Here is a 22,274-nt window from a genome sequence, read left to right on the forward strand (position 1 = left end):
TATATTAATTATAAATGAAAGTTGATACATAATATTATTTAATAAGTTAAAAATATTATAACTTTCTAATATACACTATAATATAGGTTTTGAGGAATAGAAAAAAACCCGATGTTAGATAATATAGTTTCTAACATCAGGGTCGTTTATTTGTTTTTGGCTAAAGCAAGAGTGAAGACAAATTCAGTACCGACATTTAATTTACTATTAACATTAATAGTTTCTCCGTGAGCGGTCATTATTTCTTTTACGATAGAAAGACCTAAACCGGTTCCTTTCTTATCTTCGCCTCGTGAACGGTCAGTTTTATGGAATCTATTGAAGATGTATTTGATTTCGTTTTCTTTTATTCCCGGACCATTATCTTTAACTGAGATATTGACTTTGTCTTTATACTTAGTTGTTTCTATTGTTATTCGGTCTCCTTTGCTACAGAATTTAACAGCATTATCGATAAGATTATAGATTACTCTTTGAATTTTATCTTTGTCAGCTGTTACCATAATCTGTTTTTCATCAATTAATAATGTAATGTGAATCTTTTTCTCACTAATTTTACGTTCGAATTTTATTAATACTTCTCTGATAATGAGATGAATATCAAAGACAGAGTAATCAAGTTGAATACCATTGTTTTCAAGCTTTGTCAGTAATAATATCTCATTGGTCAATTTAGTTAATCTATTGGTTTCATCAAGAACTATATTCAAATATTTTTCTTGATTTTCTGGTGGTATAGTACCATCAAGTATGGCCTGTACAAAACCTTTAATGGAAGTCAGTGGTGAACGGAAATCATGGGATATATTAGCGATGAAGCTTCTTCGCATTTCCTCTAATTTTCCTAATTCAGCTGCCATGAAATTCAGGTTGGTAGCCAATTCTCCAACATCATCATTAGTAGTTATCATAATTCTGCTTTCGAAATTTCCATTAGCGATGGATCTAGCGGTCTTATTCATTTCTTGGAATGTCTTGGTTATTCTCCTGGAGAATATGAACATGAGCATTATTGAAAATAATAATGAAAATAATAAACATATGATAGTTAAATTGAAGAAGTAGTTTGCTTCCTTTTTAATCTCAGGATAAAGAGAGTGCATTACTATAATACCTCTTGTTGTACTATTAATTTTAATTGGGTATATCACAGTTACAAGAGGAGTAGATGATAATCCATAAAAATTACCTCTCAATGTTACTATTTCTCCATTTTGAGCTTTTTCTATACTCTTATTTTCTATTTTAATATTCTCAAAAGAATTTACTCCTTTTTCAGAATCTATCTGAACTGTTCCGTCACTAGATAGAATCCATATCCTTGAATCAATATGGTTACTTAGGACCGCTACTTGATATTCAAAGTTGAGAGTAGCCATCTTAGTTTGATCGGAGTAAGCTGATATATATTCTTCACTTATGACTTCTGCTACATTAAGCATATTCTGTTTGTAGTTATTAATAATAAAAGATTCAATAATATTGGTTAATGCTGTGGTTAGTATCATGAATATTATTAATGTCAATATTGCATATATGAAGAAGAATTTGTTGACAAATGATTTAAACATTACTTCACCTCAAATTTATATCCTATTCCCCACACAGTCTTTATTCCCCAATATTCAGTTTCTTTAATTTTTTCCCTAATCCTCTTTACGTGTACATCAACAGTTCTTGTATCACCAATGTATTCGTAACCCCATATTCTGTCTAGTAGTTGTTCTCTTGTAAATACTTGATTAGAATTAGAAGCTAAGAAATACAGAAGTTCAAGTTCCTTAGGTGGCATTTCGATTTTCTTATCATAATGTATTACTGTATAGTTTGATAGATTGATTGTTAGGTTAGGAACGACTACCTGTTTATTCTTATCATCCCATGGTTGATATCTTCTAAGAACTGCCTTTACTCTAGCAGTTAATTCTTTGGTATCAAAAGGTTTTACCATATAGTCATCAGCGCCAAGCTCTAGTCCTAGAATTTTATCAAAAGTTTCTCCTTTGGCAGTTAACATAATGATAGGTATATTACTTATCTTTCTTATTTCTTTACAAATATCATAGCCATCCATTCCAGGAAGCATTAAATCTAATATGACTAAATTAGGTGCAAATGTTTGAAAAGCTTTTACTGCGTTATTACCATTATGAACAAATTTGGTCAGATAGCCTTCTTTATTAAGATATAGTGATATCAGCTCTGTAATATTTGGATCATCATCGACAATAAGTATTTTTTGCTTGGATTCCATAGTTCTACCTCCTTATTTAAATTCAACTATAGTTACACCTGAGTCACCTTCACCATAATTACCTATTCTATAGGTTTTGACATATTTTACTCTTTTTAAAAATGTATGAATACCTGCTCTAAGTACACCGGTTCCTTTTCCATGTATTATAGTAATTTGTGGAAGGTGAGATAAATATGCATCATCAAGAAATTTATCAAGCTCACCAATTGCTTCGTCAACATTTCTACCACGTACATCTATTTCAGGTGATATGGACATGGATTTTGAAGAAATATTATTTTTGGTTTTTGGAACTTTTGTTTTATAATCTATTTCATTGCTTTTAACGTAACTAAGATTCTTAATATTAACTTTGGTCTTCATTATACCTAACTGGACTAATACATCTCCTTTTGAATTAGGGGGTTGAAGTACTGTTCCTTTTTGATTGAAGGTAGATACGAATACAGTATCTCCTTGTTTTAGGTCTTTTGGAGATTTTGTAGTTGTTTTTCTTCTTTTTATTCCTGTAGATAAATCTTTCTCTAATGAAGAGATGGATGATCTAAGTTTACTTCTGTGGATTTCCATTTCTTTTGAATTATCAGTATTTGTTCTAAGCTTATTCATACTCTTGATAATATTATCTGCTTCATCTTTTGCGTTATTGAGAATTTTGTAAGCTTCTTCTTTAGCTTCATTTATCAATTTATCTTTCTGTTTTTGAATCTTATCACGTTGTACATCAACTTTGTTTTTTAATTCTTCAGCTTCTCTACTATATCTAAGTGCTTTTTCTTTTTCTAATAGTGTCGTCTTTTTACTAATTTCCAATTCAGTTATTAAATCTTCAAAACGTATTTCTTTGTGTTCTAATAATTGTTTTGCTTCTTCAATTATATTATCGGTCAGACCTAATCTTTTAGATATAGCAAAAGCGTTACTTTTACCAGGTATACCTATAAGTAATCTATAAGTAGGTCTTAATGAATTTACATCAAATTCACAGCATGCATTTTCTACACCTTCAGTAGAAAGAGCATATACTTTTAATTCACTATAGTGAGTTGTGGCTATGGTAAGAACATTTTTGCTATGAAGGTTCTCTAAGATTGCATTTGCTAAAGCAGCACCTTCTGTAGGATCTGTACCTGCACCTAATTCATCAAATAGTACTAGTGAGTTATCAGTAGCATTTTGTAGGATATCAATAATATTAGTCATATGAGAGGAGAATGTACTCAAGGATTGTTCGATGCTTTGCTCATCTCCGATGTCAGCGAATATATCATCAAATATCGTAAGTTGTGACTTATCGAATGCAGGAATATGTAGTCCTGCCTGTCCCATTAATGTAAGTAGTCCTACTGTTTTTAGAGTGACAGTTTTACCTCCTGTATTAGGGCCTGTGATCATGAGTGTGGTGAAATCTTTACCTAAATGTATATCTATAGGTACAACGGTATTCTTATCAAGTAATGGATGACGTCCTTTTTTGATGTTGATGTATTTGTCATCATTGAATATTGGTTCTGTACCGTTAAGTGCTATGGACAATTCGCCTTTTGCAAAAATAAAGTCTATTTCTGTTAATATTTTCATATTACTGGCTAATTCTTCTTTTTGAATGAAACACATTGAACTCAAATCGGCTAATATTTTTTCTATTTCCTGTTTTTCTTTTGTAAAGAGTTCTTTGATTTTATTATTCAATTCAACAACTGATATAGGTTCTATGAATAATGTTGAGCCTGATGCTGATTGGTCATGTATCATTCCTCTGAAACTACCTCTGTATTCTTGCTTCACAGGAACACAGTATCTATCATTACGTAGAGTAATTATAGGGTCTTGCAACATGGTTTTATAAGTACTTGAAGTAATGATTTTATTAAGGTGTTCTTTTATTTTCCCGTTAGAAATTTTCATTTGACGTCTTATATTATATAATTCACGACTTGCGTCATCGGATATTTCTTCTTCAGATATTATACATCTAGTTATTTCCTTATAAAGAGGATTAATTAGTTCTATAGCATCAAATAAACCGTATATTATATCTAGATTATTAGCCGTATTAGTATCTTTAGCAGATTTTGCATAGGCTTTTACTTGCTTGGCTACTCTTAATAGTTCTCCTATATTGAGAAGTTCTATTTGAGAAAGGTCGCCGCCTATAAATAATCTTTTGATAGAGGCTCTTATGTCTTTTAATCCACCTAATGCTAGTGAACCTCTTCGCAGTATCATGGTTGCTGCTTGGGAAGTTTCTTTTTGTTTGTTGTTAATAGTAGCAAGATCACAGTAAGGTACCAATGAGGATGATAATTCTTTTCCCATTTTTGAAGAAGTCTTACTCACCAATTGTTCAATAATTTTATTATATTCTAATGTTTTCAAAACTTTAGTATTCATTTTAACCACCTTTAACTTTTTTAGGCACTTAATATATAGTATTCATATATATTTTACAACAATGAATGAAATATTAAAAGGAAAAAGTCATATATTAAATTTTATAATTTAATATAATACTAATATTTTAAAAAAATATTACAAATATATTAAAAAATGTGTTATAATACTTTTGACTATAATAGAAAATAAACCAATTATTTACAATATCTTACAAATGTTTTAAGTAAAGGTGGCGAGTGATTAATGAATTGGAGGACTAGGCATAGTACTGGAGAACATAAAATTAAAAGTCGTAAATATATAACTTTTGTCATAATTCCTGATCCTACCAAAAGTCCTAAGACCATTAAGATACCTAAATGGATTAGGTTTCCTCTACTTACTTGTGTTATTGCTGTAATAATCTGGGTACTGTCTACTATGACTAATGTAGCTGATGTTCAAAGCAAAATGGCAACCGCTAGTCTTAATCTGCAAACTAATACATATGAAAATAGCCATAAAGATGAAAAAATTCAAGAATATGAAGTAGAAGATGCCAAAAAGTTTTCTCAATTACATGATTTACAAGAACTTTTTACTCAGATTCAGGATAAGTTACAAGAATTGGAAGATCAAAAACTTGATATTGATTCTAAACTTAATAATACTGAAAAAACAACTGATAGCCAACCCATAAGTAGTATTCAACCAAAAGTTGAAATTGAACCTGTTGTAGTAAATTATTCTACAAGCACTTATAAAGATGATTCCCTAATGGCTATGGTGAATCAATCAAGTGAATCAGAGGAATCAATAGTAGAGGGAGATTTTTTAGGACAAGCTGACGATCTATTAGGTAAATTACAAGAAACCATTAAACTGATTGACAGTGAGACTGATACATATAATGAACTTAATGATAAAGTTGATGAAATGATTCCTTATTGGGAAGCATATCCTTCAACACTACCTGTGAAATATACTCATGTAACAAGTCCATATGGTTGGAGGAAAAATCCATTCGGAGGAAGTTCATTTGAATTTCACACAGGTGTGGATTTGAAAGCCAGTTATGGGACAAGTGTATATGCGACTGGTAAAGGTACGGTAATATTTGCTGGATATGATTATGCTTATGGTAGATTGTTAATTATTGACCATGGATATGGGATGACAACAAAATATGCTCATAACTCTAGATTATTAGTTTCTAAGGGTGATAAAGTCGAGCGTGGAGATAAAATTGCAAAAGCAGGAAGTACTGGTAGAAGTACTGGATCACATGTTCATTATGAAGTATTAGTTAATGGAAAGACGCAAAACCCATTAGACTATGTATATAAGAGTAAATAAAATATATTTTATAATTATATTCTATATTAATTATTTAAATTTGTTCAAATTATGTACAAAGGAGAATTAGAAATGATTAAGCAAAAGAAAAAAGCAACTTATGATAAACCATCTACCATAATAGGAAAAGATACTACATTAGAAACATCTATTATGAAATCAAAGAATACTGTTCAGATAAATGGTAAATTTTATGGAGATATGGAAATTGAATCTAGTGTAGCTATAGGTGAAACTGGTTATATTAAAGGAAATGTTGCTGCTGATTTCTTACTAGTGGCAGGAAAGATTGATGGAAATGTAAATATTGCAGGTCAATTACATCTGACTAAGTCAGCAATGATAACAGGTGATATAAAAACTGCTAGTATCATTATTGATGAGGGAGCTCATATTCAAGGTAACTGTAATATGTCGGCACCAAAAAATATTAACCAGATTGAAGGAAATAAAGTTAAACAAATAGATAATAAAAATAATAAATAACATTATTAACATATACAGATTATATTTTATCTAGATTATCTGAGTTATAAGAGCTTAGGTGGTCTTTTTTATTAAATAAAAAAGTTCTACTTTCTATTTTTCTTGAAATCTTATATGAGACGTAGTCTCATTGTTCTTACTAAGATAAAAATGCTAAATTATTCAAAATTATTAACAAAGAGTTCATATTTTATTCAAAGAAAATGAGTATAATCATAGTATAGAAAATATGATTAACCAATTATATTTTTATTTGACTAGATTATGCCAAATGAACAAAATTTGGTTAATGACCGTAATATTTGGTTAATACATTTTAGATAGGAGGAAACGTACATGGACGAATTTAAAAGATTTAATGATGACAAGGATGAAAATGAAGATACTAGAAATAATAACAGCAGCGAAAACTCAGGGAAAAATTATTTTGATGATGTTATAGAAACGACAATTATCAAAAGCGAATTAAAGGATGATTTACACAAAGAGATTCCTATAAATGTTGATGATGCTTATTCCAACGATCAACATTGTTTTGAAGAAAAGATAAAAAACGATAAGAAGAATAAAAAAAGGAATTTTACATGGAAAAAAATGGTAGCATGTGTTTTGGTAGCAATCCTTATTGGTGGGGGATTCCAATTTGGTATGCAAGTAACGAAGCCTTTTATTGATAAACACATAAGCCCAATGTTAACAAGTAATACAAGGAATTCAGAAGAGTTTTCTTTTGATGATAATGACCCCAAAATTACTGATAGCTTAAAAGAAGTAAGTAATTATACAAAATCAATAAATAATAATTACGTTTCACCTGTAGTAGCAATTGCAGATAACATGAAACCTTCCATAGTAACTATTACTAGTACTATTACTACCATTGATTGGTTTAACAATGAACGTCTACAAGAGGGAACAGGTTCAGGAATAATATTTGCCGAAAACGATGAAGACATATATATTGTTACTAATCAACACGTTATTGAAAATTCTAAAAATGTTATTGTAACATTTTTCAATTCAGAAAATATTAAAGCACAAGTAATTGGATATGATGTTGAATATGATTTAGCAGTATTAGCTATAGATAAGAAAGATATCAATGATGAGTTGGAAAATAGTATTAGAATCGCTAAACTAGGAAATTCTGATGAATTGAAAGTAGGAGAATTAGCAGTGGCTATAGGTAATCCTCTTGGAAAACAATTTAGTCATACAGTTACTGTAGGATATGTTAGTGCTCTTAATAGAACATTAGATTTTACAGATTCCAGAGCTACATTCATTCAGACAGATGCTGCAATTAATCCAGGTAACAGTGGAGGAGCACTTGTTAATGCACAAAGTGAAGTTATAGGTATTAACAGTTGCAAGTTAGCTGATACAGATATAGAAGGTATGGGATTTGCTATACCAATCAATGAAGCAAAACCTATTATTGAAGACATTGTCAATCAAAAAGATAGACCTGCTTTAGGTATTAAAGGTATAGATGTTACTGAAGAGATCGGAAAATATTATGGATTACCAATAGGTATATTGATCAAGGAAGTTACAGAAGGAAGTGGAGCAGAAAAAGGTGGATTACAACCTCAAGACATAATATTTGAATTTGGTGGAGTCACAATCTTTGGATTCGAAGATTTACAAAAAGAACTTGAAAAGTATGAAGTAGGAGATACTGTTGCTGTTAAAGTTTCAAGACAGTCTGGTGAAGGCTTCAAAAAAGTTGAATTACAAATAAAATTGACTGATAGAAGAAGTATAATGTAACGTATTAGAAGTTAGTATTAATTTGGTTAATTCTGAAGAAGTAATTTTAATAGATTAGAAATTTAATATTAGTTAACAAATGATGGCTTTGATTATAATAGCATTTATAATCAAAGCCATATATTTTTTTAAAATAAAATATTAAATTTAGGTTTTTTAAAAAAATATGTATAATGTAAAATAAATATATGAAGGTATTATAATTAACATATAAAATTATATAATATGTCGAATCAATAATATTTAATAAAGTTAGCTTTGTGTTATAATGAAAAAAATATTAAAGATTAATTATTTAAAAGGAGATATTTTTTGATATGATTGATTTCTTAATTTATGGATTGGTTATTTATTCCTTCAATTCTTTTGTGGTTTTATTCCACGAATTAGGTCATGCCATCTTTGCATTGTTATTTACTAAAGAAAAGGTAACTATATCAATAGGAAAGGATAGCAGGAAAAAAATTACAATAAATATAAAAAGGTTAACAATACACTTTACGGTATTTACATTTTGGCATGGGTATGTTATCTTTGGACAAATTGAAGGAAAAAGTAAAAAGATATTAACTTATTTAGGAGGAGTACTAAATAATATATTATTAATTATAATAGGTACTATTATATTAAAATTTGTTAATCTAGAACCAGTTATAATTTTAATCAGATGTTTAATATATGCATCTTTGTGGAGTTTAATAGTATGTATGATTCCTTTTAAATGTAGATATTATTATCCTAAAGAATTTAATAGTGATATGAAAAATATTATTTATATAATAAAAGAATAGAACTATAATCTTAAAATAAAAATAATTTCTATGAAAATAATTATGAATATTTTTGATGAAATGGTTTAGAAGTAAACCAACTACTCTACCACTATTTGTATTCTAAAAGAGGTGATAGCTAAAAATCTATTACATTATCCAATAAAAAGTGTCATGTAATGTATTAAAAAATTACTAGTTGTTTAATTTAATTTTTAAGAAGTAATATTAAGTGTAATTATTAAAATTAGAAGTATAATATTAGTATAATGTTTAAGTAAGAATATTAATAAATTTGATAAATAAGGCTTTGATTATAATAGTATATATAATCAAAGCCTTATATTTTATAAAAACAAATATAGATTTCTTTTTTTTTTCATCAAAATAGGGTATAATGTAAGATAAATATATGAAATTATATATTATATAGAGTTTAAATTTAATAATATTTAATTGCAATAAGTTAATATAAATTATGGAAGTATGTTCGTGGTTAATTTTGAAAGGAGTAAAGTATGCGTTACATAGTAGACTTGAAAGAAGGAGAACAGGTACAAGAACATTACCTTTGCATTAACAAGCAAGTTTTAAAGACTAGAGCAGGTAAAACCTATTATTCATTAAAATTGCAAGATAAAACAGGTGTTGTAGATGCGAAGATATGGGACCTCAATGATGGTATTAATGATTTTAATGAACATGAATATATTAAAATCGATGCGTTAGTTATTACATTCCAGAATTCAATACAGCTTAACATAAGAAGGTTAAGAAAAAGTAGTGAAGGGGAATATGACCCGAAAGAGTATATTCCAGTGTCTAATAGAGATATTAATGAAATGTATAATGAATTGCTTACATTTGTTGAGGATATAGATAACAAGTATTTAAGTACATTAGTTAAGAAGTTCTTTGTTGAAGATAGAGAATTCATTAAAACATTTAAAGATCACACAGCTGCAAAAACAATGCATCATAGTTATCTTGGTGGTTTATTAGAGCATACGCTCTGTGTTCTCAATATGTGTAAATTCTTTGCTGATAACTATAAAGTGATTAATAAGGATATATTATATACTTCTGCATTGTTCCACGATATAGGAAAAATAAAAGAACTATCAAAATTCCCTATTATCGAATATACTGACCCTGGTCAATTATTAGGTCATATAATGATATCTACTGAGTGGGTTTCTGATAGAATCAAAGAAATTCCAGGTTTCCCAGAGGATCTAGCTTACATGGTGAAACATTGTATCTTAGCTCACCATGGAGAATTGGAGTATGGTTCACCTAAGAAACCACAAACAATAGAAGCACTTGCTCTACATTTTGCAGATAACTGCGATGCAAAATTAAGAACATTTTCTGACCTCATAGAAACAAGTGATGTGGAAGATAATTGGTTAGGATGGCAGAGAATATTCGATTCAAATGTTAGAAGGACCAGATACTAATTTCTTATTAGAAAAAATAATTTGTGTGAAAACAGATTAGTTAAAAATATTAATAGATAAAATTTATAAGATGGGGGCTTTCTTATAATACAGTATAGTAACTAAGAGATAAGCTATTTATTGTATTATAGGGATGCTCTTTTATTTTGTATAAAGGATGATAAATATATGAAGACTAAAATTAAAGATCTACCTGTAGTTAAAAATGAATTTTATGAAATGATGATAGACGATTTAGGTAACAATGGAGAAGGTATAGGAAAGATAGATGGATATACTCTTTTTGTGGATGGAGCTCTGCCTCAGGAAAAAGTAAAAATAAAAGTCATCAAGGTTAAGAAGAATTTTGGATTCGGTAAATTAATTGAGATAATTGAACCATCTGAGTATAGAGTTGAACCAGTGTGTGCTATAGCAAAAAGATGTGGCGGATGTCAGTTACAACATCTATCGTATGAAGGGCAGTTAAAATATAAACAGAAAAAAGTACAGGATGTTATTGGAAGAATAGGTGGTATAACCGATCTAAAAGTGAACGAAGTCATAGGTATGGAAAAACCATATTTCTATAGGAATAAAGTGCAATTTCCAGTAGGAAGTTCACTAGATGAACACATTAATATCGGTTTTTATGCTATGAGAAGTCATGACATCGTAACTACGGATAAATGTTATATTCAACAGCCTGTGAATAAAGATATCATTGATGTTGTTAGAGATTATATGATACACAATCATATAAAACCTTACAATGAGATAAATCATAAAGGTATTATAAGACATGTCGTAACAAGAATAAGTCATCATAGTAAAGAGATAATGATAGGGATTGTGATTAATTCTAGTAAATTACCTAACGGTGAGGAACTTATCAAAAGGCTTAGTGAAATAGATAATGTTACAGGAATATTTATTAATATCAATAAGGAAAAGACCAATGTGATAATGGGTAAGAAGATAAAAATGCTATGGGGTAAGCCATATATAACTGATTATATCGGTAACGTATCGTATAATATTTCACCACTTTCATTCTATCAAGTCAATCCTGTTCAGACTGAGAAACTATATAATACAGTATTAAAATATGCAGAACTTACAGGGAATGAAATTGTATGGGATGCTTATTGTGGTATTGGAACCATATCATTGTTTCTAGCTTCCCATTGTAAGAAAGTCATGGGTGTCGAGATTGTTCCTGAAGCCATAGAAGATGCTAGGGAAAATGCTAAAATTAACGATATAGGAAATGTGGAATTTTTTACTGGTAAGGCAGAAGAAGTAATAGCAGAAAAATACAATGAAGGTATTGTAGCGGATATTATTGTAATTGATCCACCAAGAAAAGGGTGCGATAGGGAACTGCTTGATACTATTATCAAAATGCAACCCAAAAAAGTTATCTATGTTTCTTGTGATCCTGCAACTATGGCTAGGGATGTTAAGATTCTTGGAGAAGAGGGATATGAGGTAGAGAAGATTCAGCCTTTGGATTTGTTTCCTCAGACCGTGCATGTTGAGACAGTTGTAGGAATACAGAAAATAGAATCTAAAAAATAGCTGTATTTATGTTATTGGGGGTGGTTGAAATTTATTTATATCATTATTTTGATAAAGAAATCGGACCATTTGTTAATTTGTCAGATTTGCCGGTTAATGAAGCTCAATCTATTCTTAATACTATAAAAGTTAAAAAACCAAATTCTCAAAGTGCGAAGAGACACGATAAATATGTGGAGTATAGACATAATTGTGAGAATATAATCAGGGCAGAGTTTGCTAAAAAAGGGGGAGTTATGAATAGGATATCACCACATTATATGGTGATTGAACATAGTCCATGGTTAAGCACTTGGTATGAAAGCAGTACCTTTATAAAAATCCCTATTGAGGAATTTGACATAAAGACTATTTCATTTACTTACGGTGATTCAATGCCAACATTTAGTCCGACAATTAATGATGGCAAGGAATATCGTAAAAAGCTTTATACTTATGATGAAATACTAAAAATTATTGAAAAGTATGGATTGCCGCAGAACTGGAATGATGATGGAAGATACGGTCCAGAAAGATATATTGAAGCTCATATATGGAGCGATGAAACAATTAGTAAATATAGAAAGAGAATAGATAGCATTTGAACTGTTTCCTATTAGGTAGACATGAAAATAATAAAAAGTTTTTTTGTATCTTCAATCATATATTCCTGATTGGAGATATTTTTATGTGGGAATATAACGGTAATACAAAAAAATAGAAAAACGTTATAATGCAAAAAAAATCGTTTGTATCCATTTTATATTTTAAGAAAAATATGTATGATAGATATCAGGATAATTAAATGATGTTAGGGAGGATAAAATAATTAAAAATATAACAAAAGAACAAGAATTTATATATAGTTTAATCAATGGTAATGACCATGGAATGGTGGATAAAAAAACAGATTCAGATTCCTATGAGTTGGTCAAGAATGTTATTGAGCAAAGGATAACTTTATATAACAAAGATAAATTTCACTTAGCGCGAAGGTATAGGTGATTACATGATTACTACTAAAAAATTTCTAATCAAATTGTATCACAATATTTTCTTCATCATCAAAAACACCAAAACTCTATTTGCGATATCTTTATTGTTTTATGTACTTTCAGGGTTCATACCATATATACATGTAACAGCTCTGTCTACTATCATTAGAGAAGGTGATAAAATTGTTGGTAATAACGCTGATGTTATGGATACTCGTATTTTATATGGAATTATAATGTTAGCTATAGCTATTTTAGTGGATAGGCTTTTATTATTAGGACAGATGCCTTTGGCATCAGTATTATCTTATCAAATAAAAACAAAGATAGAGTGTCTTATTGTGGAAAAAACCAGTAAACTTTCCTATGAGTACGTAGAAAGTTCTACCTTTCAGACTAAGATACAAGCTGTCTATAAATTTGCTAATCAATTGCCCAATCTCTATAAAACCACTTTGCAGATATTGAAATCTGTGATTATAATGGTATCTCTGATGATAGGATTTCAAGGGTGTTTTTATCTAGCTTTTATAATAATGGTAGGATGTTTACCTAAATTCCTATTATCTTATAGAATACGTAAGAAACAGCATGAACTTGACCTTCATGTCACTTCAGATCAACGATTACAAGAATATTATAAAGAACTGCTAACCAAATCTCAGAATGTAAAAGAAAAGCAATTATTTGGGTTGAAAGGGTTATTTACTACCAGATGGGAAAACATATCTTATTATATACATAAAAAGTATACTCTCTTTCGTTACAAAAGCCTTAGACTCAATTTTTTTGGAGATATAGGAGATATAACAGGTTATATGATAGCACTCGTTCTTCTGCTGTTATCTCCTTCTATAGATGGTGCTGGTTTCTTAAGTTTATCAGTGGCTTTAATGGCTATTCAGAATGGTATAAATGCTTTTATTGGAGACTGTATAGCTATTAGAGGACAGGTGTTAGATGATGATGTAGTGTATGATTTCTTGAAAGAACAGGAAGATATACAACCTTCTTGTGATTTAAAAGAACCTATTACAAAATTTACATTTGATCATGTTAACTTTACCTATAAAGGAAGCTCTGTTAGGGCTTTAGATGATGTTAATGTAACGTTGAACTCAGGTGAGACTGTTGTTATTGTAGGAGAAAATGGAGCTGGAAAAACAACTTTCATAAAGATGTTATTGGGGCTGTATCCTTGTCAAGGAGGAAAAGTATTATGTAATAATCAGCCAGTTAACACTCTGAATCGTGATTCTTATTTTAGACGTATATCAACTATTTTTCAACACTATAATAAATATCCTTTTACAATTGCTCAAAATATTGAAATGACTTTAGAAGAAGAAGCTAAGCCTACAGAAGATATGATTCTTTGTGCTAAGGAAACAGGTATACATGACTGGGTGTGTTCCTTACCTAACGGGTATAATACTTTGCTAACTCATTTACGTACGGAAGGTATTGAAGTATCAGGAGGAGAATGGCAAAAAATAGCTATAGCTCGTGGACAAATGAAACCAGCAGATGTATTTATTATGGATGAACCTACTGCATCGTTGGATCCTTTAATGGAAGCGGAAATTATGAATAAATTTATGAACATGGATTCCAGAAGTATGAAGATTATAGTATCCCATCGTGTAGGCATAGCTACTAAGGCTGATAAAATCCTAGTTTTTAAAAAAGGTAAACTTGTTGAAGTTGGATGCCATAAGGAACTAATACAGAACAAAGGCGTATATGCTCAATTATATGAAGCACAAGCGAAATGGTATACAAGTAGTAAGGAAGGTGAAAGTTCATGAAAAAAAGATGGATTCTAGGTCGTTTGCTAAAGTATTGTTTCCATAATAATGGTTTAGCTATGGGGAGTATGATTCTAGCTAGTATCCTTCTTGGGCTTCTTTCTGTATTGCAGATATGGATTGTAGGACAAATAGTTAATGAGTTAGGTTTTTTATCTGATTCAAGAAAAGAATTGATACTCTACATGATTATGTTGTTAGTGTGTTTACTACTATGGAAAATATGTTTCCTGCTAATACCTTACGTACGTAATAACCTTGTTTCCAAGATGAAGATACCTATGCAAAAAGACTTAATTGAATCTGTTAATAAAATACCGGTCATTCAACAAGAACTCAATGAAACTCAGGTAAAAATAGGTCGAGCATTTGATTTTATCAACAATCATTTTGAGACAAGTCTCATATCCATTCAAGTGTACATATCCAGTATTATTAGTGTTTTGTCCATATCAATACTGTTAGCCTGTTACAGTTGGGTTTTTCCTGTTATTGCTGCTTTGACAGCTATACCTATCATATTTATTAGATTGAAACAAGATAAGACGATGCATGAGATGTATAAAAAGCAATATCCTAATAATCAGTTGGCGGATTATTATTTAGGAGCATTAACAAAGAAAGATAGTTTGTTGGAATTAATGGTATTCCAACTTCGTTCTCTTTTCTTGAACCGTTATTTAAAATTAACTAAAGATAATGTACAAGAGAGAACACAATATTTTATAAAACATGCATGTGGAGGGGGATTGTTAGAGGCTCTATGGTTAACCACAGGTAATGTTTTGTCTATAGGATGGGCTATTTTCCTTTTATCTCAAACAAGCAAATTTTCTCTGGGTATATTAGCGATTGTAATTAGAGGTATTGCAACAGCACAAGATGATATAATAGGTTTTGCATTTAATAGTAAAAATATCTATCAAGCTACCTTTTATGGTGAAGATTTTTGGGCTATGATTTATAAAAGAGAATCAGAAATACCACAGTATAAATATTGCAAAGTAAAGAGTATTGAACTTAGGCATGTAGGATTTCGTTATCCCTATCAACAAGAAAATAGTCTAAGTGATATTAATTTGATTTTACATACCGATGAAACAATGGGGATTGTAGGAGAAAATGGAAGTGGTAAATCTACTATAAGTAAAATTTTACTAGGGATTTATCAGCCAACAGAAGGAGAGATTTTAGTTAATGGACACAAAATAGAGGACTTGAGTCTTTTATATCAAGATGTAGGGGCTGTTTTTCAAGATTATGTTAACTATCAACTAACACCTAGAGAAAATATAAGATTCGGTTCTCTGAAAGAGAAAGAAAGAAAAAAGGCTATCATAGCAGCTGCAAAAAAATCAGGTGCTCATACTTTTGTTAAAGACTTGAAAAAACAGTATGATACACCAATAGGTACACTACTGGATAATGCTATCCACTTGTCAGGAGGACAGTGGCAACGGTTAGCTGTAGCGAGAGGATTCTATAGTAATGGTAGTATAATGGTGTTAGATGAACCCAATTCCAATCTGGATCCCAAGATGGAAGCAGCTCTCTATGAAGAATACAAAGATATTATGAATGAGAAAAATCGTATTGGTGTTTTAGTTAGTCATAGATTAGGTTCTACAAGAGCTTGTGACCGTATTATTGTTATGAGTCAAGGACGTATCGTAGAAGAAGGCTCTTTTGAACAGCTTATTAATGCCCATGGAAAGTATAGTTATATGTATCAGACCCAAGCTAAGTGGTACGCTGAAGGGTACTAATTAAAAAATATTATATTTATATATTAATTTATAAATATACAAAACAAAAAAGTCCAATATGTGGAAGAATAGAAAAAATGCAAAAGCTTGAAACAAACTGTCTAATGTAGGCAGTTTGTTTTGTTAACAATGCTTTTTATAGAATAAAAAAACTTACAATTAAGTGGTTAGTTTTATAGATTATGGGTTCTACGTCTTGCTTTTGTCTTTTCATAAGTTGTTGTACATTTAGTCAATGATTGTCTCCTTACTATAAGTTGTAAGATGTTCTTTTAGTGAAGCAATCCATGTTTCAATGGTTTGTGTCAATATCAACTGCTGTTGTAAAACTGCCATACCCGTTACAGGGATATCAGATTTATTTTCTTTTGTAATAATATTTTCTTCAAGATACGTTTTTAGAATTTTTACGTTTTCCTCAATATCTGTCAAACATTTTTTTTGGTTATCAGGTGTTAGATTGGTTAGATTTACAATTACTGCATTAAAGTCTAAAAAAAGATGGACTGGCTTACTAGAAATTTCAAACATAAGAGTTTCAAATTCTTTTTTACCAGCATCAGTCAAGGAGTATATTGTCTTTTCTGGCATTCTCCCATTTTTTATGATATTACTTTCAATATAGCCTTTTTCTTCTAATTGGATTACTTTTTTATATATAGATGGTGTACTTATTTTTACCCATCGGGATATGTTCCGATACTCTACTAACTTTTGGATGTCGTAAGCGCTTAATGATTCTTTTTTTAACATTCCCAATACAATCAAATCTATTGTAGCCATATAAATCTCCTTTCACTATTGACAAGTACTATAAATTATAGTACTATTTTATTTATTGTTCAAGTGCTATAAATTATAGTACTATAAACTAAAGTATAAATTAAGTGAAAGGAGACTTATTATTATGGATGAATCAAACAAAAAAATGGTTTTGCTGGGGAGTGCGCCAATTCCAAAGGCACTTATAGCATTGGGACTTCCCACAATGATTGGAATGTTAATCAATGCGCTTTACAATTTGGTAGATACTTATTTTGTGGGTGGTCTTGGAACTGAACAGATGGGTGCGATTACTGTAGCTTTTCCTCTTGGACAGGTAGTGATCGGCTTGGGATTACTTTTTGGAAATGGTGCTGCCGCTTATCTTTCTAGATTACTGGGGCGCAAGGACATAAAAACCGGAAACAAGGTTGCCAGTACTGCCTTGTATAGCAGTGTTTTAACTGGAGCAATCGTTATTATCTGCACAGCTCTTTTTTTAAGACCAATTCTTAAGCAGTTGGGTGCTATTGAAAGTGTCATGCCTTATGCGATTACTTATACCAGTATTTACATTTCGTTCTCTATATTCAACGTATTCAATGTTACCATGAATAATATTGTGTCAAGCGAAGGCGCTGCCAAAATAGCCATGTTAGCGTTAGTATCGGGGGCTATACTCAATGTGATTTTAGACCCGATATTTATTTATGTCCTTGATTTTGGGGTTGCTGGTGCAGCAATTGCTACAGCGATTTCGCAAATTGTTTCAACTCTGGTTTACTTACTCTATATAATTAGCAAAAAGAGTATGTTTTCCTTTAATATCAAAGAATGTAGTTTTTCCAAAGAAATCATATCCGAGATTCTGAAAATTGGAATTCCTACATTGCTCTTTCAAGTGTTGGCTAGCCTTTCTATTGCAATGATTAACAATGGGGCAAAAGAATACGGGGGTTCTGCGCTGGCCGCAATGGGGCCGGTTACAAAAATTATGACTGTTGGTACTTTAATCGTATTTGGATTCTTAAAGGGATTTCAGCCTATTGCAGGATTCAGTTACGGTGCAAAAAAGTATAATCGCTTGCACGAAGCAATTAAAATTTCCACTATTTGGTCAACTATATTTTGTATTATTTTTGGCTTGATAGTCAATGTATTCTCAGAGAGAATTATGTTGCTCTTTACCAAAGTAGATATGGAAATGATTCATATCGGCCAGATTGCTTTACGGGTAAATGGGCTATCATTTATGCTGTTTGGTTTCTATACGGTATACTCATCCTTGTTCCTTGTGATGGGAAAGGCTAAGGAAGGTTGTTTCATTGGTGCTTGCAGACAGGGAATTTGCTTTGTACCAGTCATCCTGATTCTTCCAAGACTCCTTGGATTGAATGGTGTTCTTTATGCACAACCGATTGCTGATGTAATTTCTGCAATTATCACTATGCTTATGGCTATCCATCTTCATAAAGAATTGGCTGTTGCAAAGTCCTACGCGCTTTCTTTGAAGCAGGAGTATTGATTGTCAGAAATGGGGAATTAAGTAATAATAAATTAAAAGATACATAGAGTATTTATAACGGATATAGAATCAAACCATCATTAAAATGGATGAGCCCAATTGAATATAGGTTTCATCTTAATGATGTAAAAACAATAGCGTAGCAGTAAAAACTACTACGCTATACGTTCTAACTTTATGGGGGCGCAAAATATAATTGATTTCCCTCTAACTCAAAGCTTCCTCCACTTTATAAGCATAAGCGAATCCATTATACTTCAATTCCGGTTTTGCAAAAAGATTGCTGTGAATAGCATTGATTCGCTTGAATCCATAATGATCATAAAATCCATAATTACATCCGGCATCTGTCATCAAGATTATACTTCTTATATTTTGGTTCTTACAGTAATTAATATATCTATTCATCAATTTTTTGCCTAATCCGTTTCCTCTGGTTTTTTCATCCACAAAAAACAAGTTGATTTCATTATCGTATCTATTTGAATCTTTCATTATTTTATTGTTTTCTTCATACAAGATAAATAAAGTATTCATAGCCGCTTTTCTTTTTCCTAGTTTACCTGTTAACCATTTATATATAAAGTTAATACCAAATCCTATATGCTTTATTGACTTTTTCTTAATAATTGGTCCAGCCATTAAAATTCCAACTAATTTATCGTTTTCATCAGCGACTAGATCACAATATTTACTGCTGATTATAGAATATTGGAAAAATATTTTGTATAAATAAATGTTATCTTTGAGTCCTTCAAAACTTTTATCATAATGCCACGTTTTTCTCATCATTTTTGCTGCATCCAATGTATATGAACTTTTATAATTAACAAATTTGAATCCCATGTATTACCTCCTGATTTTATAGATTTTAATCTTGTAATATAGATAATATGTATTGAATTGAAATTCAGTTAATAATTTTTGTATGATTGTGATTATTATTTGTCCTGCTCTGCTTTTTTCAATGATTTTTGCCTATGAATCATTTGTTTTTGATTTCTTCATCCACCAAGGATTTGAAATGAAGTGTTAGGACAAGAAGTATTTCATTAAATTTTTGTATATCTTCTTTTGTATATTGTTCTTCAATTTCAGTAACAGCATTATCAAGTGATAGATCATATACTTTGAATAAGTCTTCTGCTTGATGAGTAATCGTAAGATAATAAGTTCTTCTATCTTGTTCACTTTGTTTCTTTTCTACGAGACCAAGTTTTTGCAGCTCTTTGACTTTAAGAGTCACAGATGATTTTGCAATATTCAGTGCATTGGCGATATAGCTAACTGTACAGTTTTCAGTAGCTTCTATAAGTTCCAGATAGAGTAAACTGTTATAAGTGATTTTATTGTCCAATTTTGAGCTGTTCATCAGTTTCAATTCATTTAAGATATAATCTTGATAGAATTTAATAATGTTGTTTGTTAAGTTCATTATCCGCTCTCCTTTAGTTAGGCTAATATAATTATAATAGCCTAACTAAATGTAATAGTCAACCTTAAATTGGATGGAATTTTTTGTTGTTTGATACATGGATTCTACATATTTCGTAGAAGAAATGAATTATAATGTTTAGGATTGAAAAAAGGAGGGGATGAATGAGAAATTATATTTATTAACTCAACCTTTTTACCTATAATTCATGCAGTTAATTAAAAGGTTATTGATTGAGATAATTATGAAAAAAGGTAATAGGCAAAATGAATTTTAATATATAAAAGATGGAGGTATTAAGTGAAAGTTAAAATATTAAGTTTTATAACAATTGTATGTTTAATAATAGGGTTTTCTGGATGTTCTAAGGTATCAACTAAATCTTCCAGTCATACCAAAGAGGTGAGTTATTTTGAAGGTTATACAGGTTGTTTTGCTATGTATAGCCTAAAAAATGATGAGTATACTTTTACTGCTTATACAAGCGAGGATACATTGGATAAAAGAATACCACCTTGTTCAACCTTCAAAATAATAAACTCCTTAATAGGACTTAGAGCAGGTGTTATAAAAGATCAAAATACATTGTTTGAATGGGATGGTAAGGAGAGAGCATATGAGAGTTGGAACAAAGATCATACACTAAAAACTGCCATAGCTAATTCTGCTGTATGGTATTATCAGCGATTGGCATGTGAAGTAGGCTCTGAACAAATGCAGGAAATTCTGAATGAAGTTAATTATGGGAATAATGATATTTCTGGTGGAATTGATCAATTTTGGCTTCAATCTTCTTTGAAAATATCGCCAAAAGAGCAGATAGATATGTTAAAGAGATTTTACAACTATGACTTGCCATTTACAAAAGAACAAATTGATATTGTAAAAGATATTATAGTTCTAGAGGAGAAAAATGATGTAGTACTTTCTGGGAAAACAGGTACGGGCAGTGATGATGGAAAAGTAGTAAATGGATGGTTTATAGGGTATGTTGAGAACCATGAGGATACATATCTTTTTGTAACCAATATACAAGGTGAAGATAATGCAACTAGTTCTAAGGCAAAAGAAATTGCCTTGAATATTTTAAGCGATAAAAAAATCTGGTAGTTATCAAGAAAATATGTAAAAGAGCAATTCGTATGGTATTTACCTTGGCAACTCCTTTGGTCGTTCTATACATGAATTAGGTAGCGATAATGAGACTGTTTTTTTGAGTGGAATATTTTGATAATAAAAATAAAAATTTATGTGTATATAAATAATTATATATTATATTTTGTTTTTATGATATGAATTAATATTTACTCATTACCTTGAAACTAAATCAAAAAAGAATAAATGTACTAATTGATGCACATAATATTGACATGAAGAATATAATAATGTATCATTGTATTACAGAGGAGTGATACAATGAATCCACACTATAATCAGAATTATACGAAAGCTGAAATAACTACCATTCTTAATAAAATACAGGATTGTGTTCGAGATAATAGATATAGCATAGCTCAAAACGAAAATCGTCAGGAAAATATTGATTTCATAAATGAATATAATATTAGAAGCAATAAACAGCGTTCAATATTATTAGAAATAGAACCAGAGGATTTCTGTCATTCCTTGAAGAATACGAAATTAGGATTTGAACATGAAATTTTATATGTTTTTGTCCCTAAAGTGAAGCTTTTTAATATTGATGATGAAGAAGAAATCATTGATGTATATACTAAATTTAATGTGATTGATATGGATAATGGTAGCCGTGCTGTGGTTATTTCTTTCCACAGGCGAAACAAGCCAATTGACTATCTTTTTAGATAATAATTGGAAATTAGAAAGACTAACTATTAAAAGTCAAGACTAAAATAAATTATTTTGTTTGAACACTTAAAAACATTTAAACAAATTTGAACACTGAAAATTGCATGGCAAATAGAGCATCTTCACAGGTGCTCAAAAA

18 protein-coding genes are annotated in these 22,274 nt (G+C 30.3%); 12 read left to right on the plus strand and 6 right to left on the minus strand.

The window, feature by feature from the left end; genetic code table 11:
* Positions 1–146 precede the first annotated feature (146 nt).
* The 3 genes from QMG30_RS23270 to QMG30_RS23280 are packed head-to-tail and all read right to left on the minus strand — an operon-like array spanning position 147 to position 4,651.
* A complete protein-coding gene (locus QMG30_RS23270) occupies positions 147–1,571 on the minus strand; it encodes a sensor histidine kinase (protein WP_281819521.1) in 1,425 nt (474 codons plus the stop codon).
* Positions 1,571–2,254, minus strand: coding sequence for a response regulator (locus QMG30_RS23275; protein WP_281819522.1), 684 nt, complete (start codon positions 2,252–2,254; stop codon positions 1,571–1,573). Before QMG30_RS23275 ends, QMG30_RS23270 begins: the two co-directional genes overlap by 1 nt.
* Positions 2,255–2,266: 12 nt before the next feature.
* A complete protein-coding gene (locus tag QMG30_RS23280) occupies positions 2,267–4,651 on the minus strand; it encodes an endonuclease MutS2 (protein ID WP_281819523.1) in 2,385 nt (794 codons plus the stop codon).
* Between the two features lie 246 nt (positions 4,652–4,897).
* On the opposite strand from QMG30_RS23280, the gene QMG30_RS23285 reads away from it, so the two are divergent.
* From QMG30_RS23285 to QMG30_RS23325, 9 genes are all read left to right on the plus strand, one after another.
* Positions 4,898–5,989, plus strand: a complete 1,092-nt coding sequence (locus tag QMG30_RS23285) for a M23 family metallopeptidase (protein ID WP_281819524.1) — start codon at positions 4,898–4,900, stop codon at positions 5,987–5,989.
* A 72-nt stretch (positions 5,990–6,061) separates the two neighbouring features.
* Positions 6,062–6,475, plus strand: coding sequence for a bactofilin family protein (locus QMG30_RS23290; RefSeq protein ID WP_281819526.1), 414 nt, complete (start codon positions 6,062–6,064; stop codon positions 6,473–6,475).
* A 336-nt stretch (positions 6,476–6,811) separates the two neighbouring features.
* Complete coding sequence (locus QMG30_RS23295) at positions 6,812–8,248, plus strand: S1C family serine protease (RefSeq protein WP_281819527.1); 1,437 nt, start codon at positions 6,812–6,814, stop codon at positions 8,246–8,248.
* Between the two features lie 317 nt (positions 8,249–8,565).
* Positions 8,566–9,039: a M50 family metallopeptidase gene (locus tag QMG30_RS23300; RefSeq protein ID WP_281819528.1), complete on the plus strand. Its 474-nt coding sequence runs from the start codon at positions 8,566–8,568 to the stop codon at positions 9,037–9,039.
* Between the two features lie 497 nt (positions 9,040–9,536).
* A complete protein-coding gene (locus tag QMG30_RS23305) occupies positions 9,537–10,478 on the plus strand; it encodes a 3'-5' exoribonuclease YhaM family protein (protein ID WP_281819529.1) in 942 nt (313 codons plus the stop codon).
* A 168-nt stretch (positions 10,479–10,646) separates the two neighbouring features.
* The gene (gene rlmD, locus QMG30_RS23310) at positions 10,647–12,038 is read left to right on the plus strand and encodes a 23S rRNA (uracil(1939)-C(5))-methyltransferase RlmD (protein ID WP_281819530.1); all 1,392 of its coding nucleotides are present in this window, start codon (positions 10,647–10,649) and stop codon (positions 12,036–12,038) included.
* 20 nt (positions 12,039–12,058) lie between these two features.
* Positions 12,059–12,622 carry a hypothetical protein gene (locus tag QMG30_RS23315; protein WP_281819532.1) on the plus strand — a complete coding sequence of 188 codons (564 nt, stop codon included), beginning with the start codon at positions 12,059–12,061 and terminating at the stop codon, positions 12,620–12,622.
* 404 nt (positions 12,623–13,026) lie between these two features.
* Complete coding sequence (locus QMG30_RS23320; RefSeq protein WP_281819534.1) at positions 13,027–14,820, plus strand: ATP-binding cassette domain-containing protein; 1,794 nt, start codon at positions 13,027–13,029, stop codon at positions 14,818–14,820.
* Positions 14,817–16,586, plus strand: a complete 1,770-nt coding sequence (locus tag QMG30_RS23325; RefSeq protein WP_281819535.1) for an ATP-binding cassette domain-containing protein — start codon at positions 14,817–14,819, stop codon at positions 16,584–16,586. Before QMG30_RS23320 ends, QMG30_RS23325 begins: the two co-directional genes overlap by 4 nt.
* Before the next feature lie 228 nt (positions 16,587–16,814).
* On the opposite strand, the gene QMG30_RS23330 is transcribed toward QMG30_RS23325, so the two are convergent.
* Positions 16,815–17,369 carry a PadR family transcriptional regulator gene (locus QMG30_RS23330; protein WP_281819536.1) on the minus strand — a complete coding sequence of 185 codons (555 nt, stop codon included), beginning with the start codon at positions 17,367–17,369 and terminating at the stop codon, positions 16,815–16,817.
* A 124-nt stretch (positions 17,370–17,493) separates the two neighbouring features.
* On the opposite strand from QMG30_RS23330, the gene QMG30_RS23335 reads away from it, so the two are divergent.
* Positions 17,494–18,873, plus strand: a complete 1,380-nt coding sequence (locus QMG30_RS23335; protein ID WP_281819538.1) for an MATE family efflux transporter — start codon at positions 17,494–17,496, stop codon at positions 18,871–18,873.
* A gap of 207 nt (positions 18,874–19,080) precedes the next feature.
* Here the strand turns inward: QMG30_RS23335 and QMG30_RS23340 are convergent, their stop codons facing one another.
* Both QMG30_RS23340 and QMG30_RS23345 read right to left on the minus strand, forming a co-directional pair.
* On the minus strand, positions 19,081–19,719 hold the full coding sequence (locus tag QMG30_RS23340; protein ID WP_281819539.1) for a GNAT family N-acetyltransferase: 639 nt from the start codon (positions 19,717–19,719) through the stop codon (positions 19,081–19,083).
* A 139-nt stretch (positions 19,720–19,858) separates the two neighbouring features.
* The gene (locus QMG30_RS23345; RefSeq protein WP_281819540.1) at positions 19,859–20,308 is read right to left on the minus strand and encodes a MarR family winged helix-turn-helix transcriptional regulator; all 450 of its coding nucleotides are present in this window, start codon (positions 20,306–20,308) and stop codon (positions 19,859–19,861) included.
* A gap of 300 nt (positions 20,309–20,608) precedes the next feature.
* Between QMG30_RS23345 and QMG30_RS23350 the strand changes: the two genes are divergently transcribed.
* Entirely contained in the window at positions 20,609–21,418 is an 810-nt protein-coding gene (locus QMG30_RS23350) for a penicillin-binding transpeptidase domain-containing protein (protein WP_281819541.1), read from the plus strand.
* A 306-nt stretch (positions 21,419–21,724) separates the two neighbouring features.
* Positions 21,725–22,135, plus strand: coding sequence for a hypothetical protein (locus QMG30_RS23355; RefSeq protein ID WP_281819543.1), 411 nt, complete (start codon positions 21,725–21,727; stop codon positions 22,133–22,135).
* The last annotated feature ends 139 nt before the right edge of the window (positions 22,136–22,274 follow it).

It is taken from the genome of Vallitalea longa (assembly GCF_027923465.1).
In the GTDB taxonomy this organism is placed as follows: Bacteria; Bacillota; Clostridia; order Lachnospirales; family Vallitaleaceae; genus Vallitalea; species Vallitalea longa.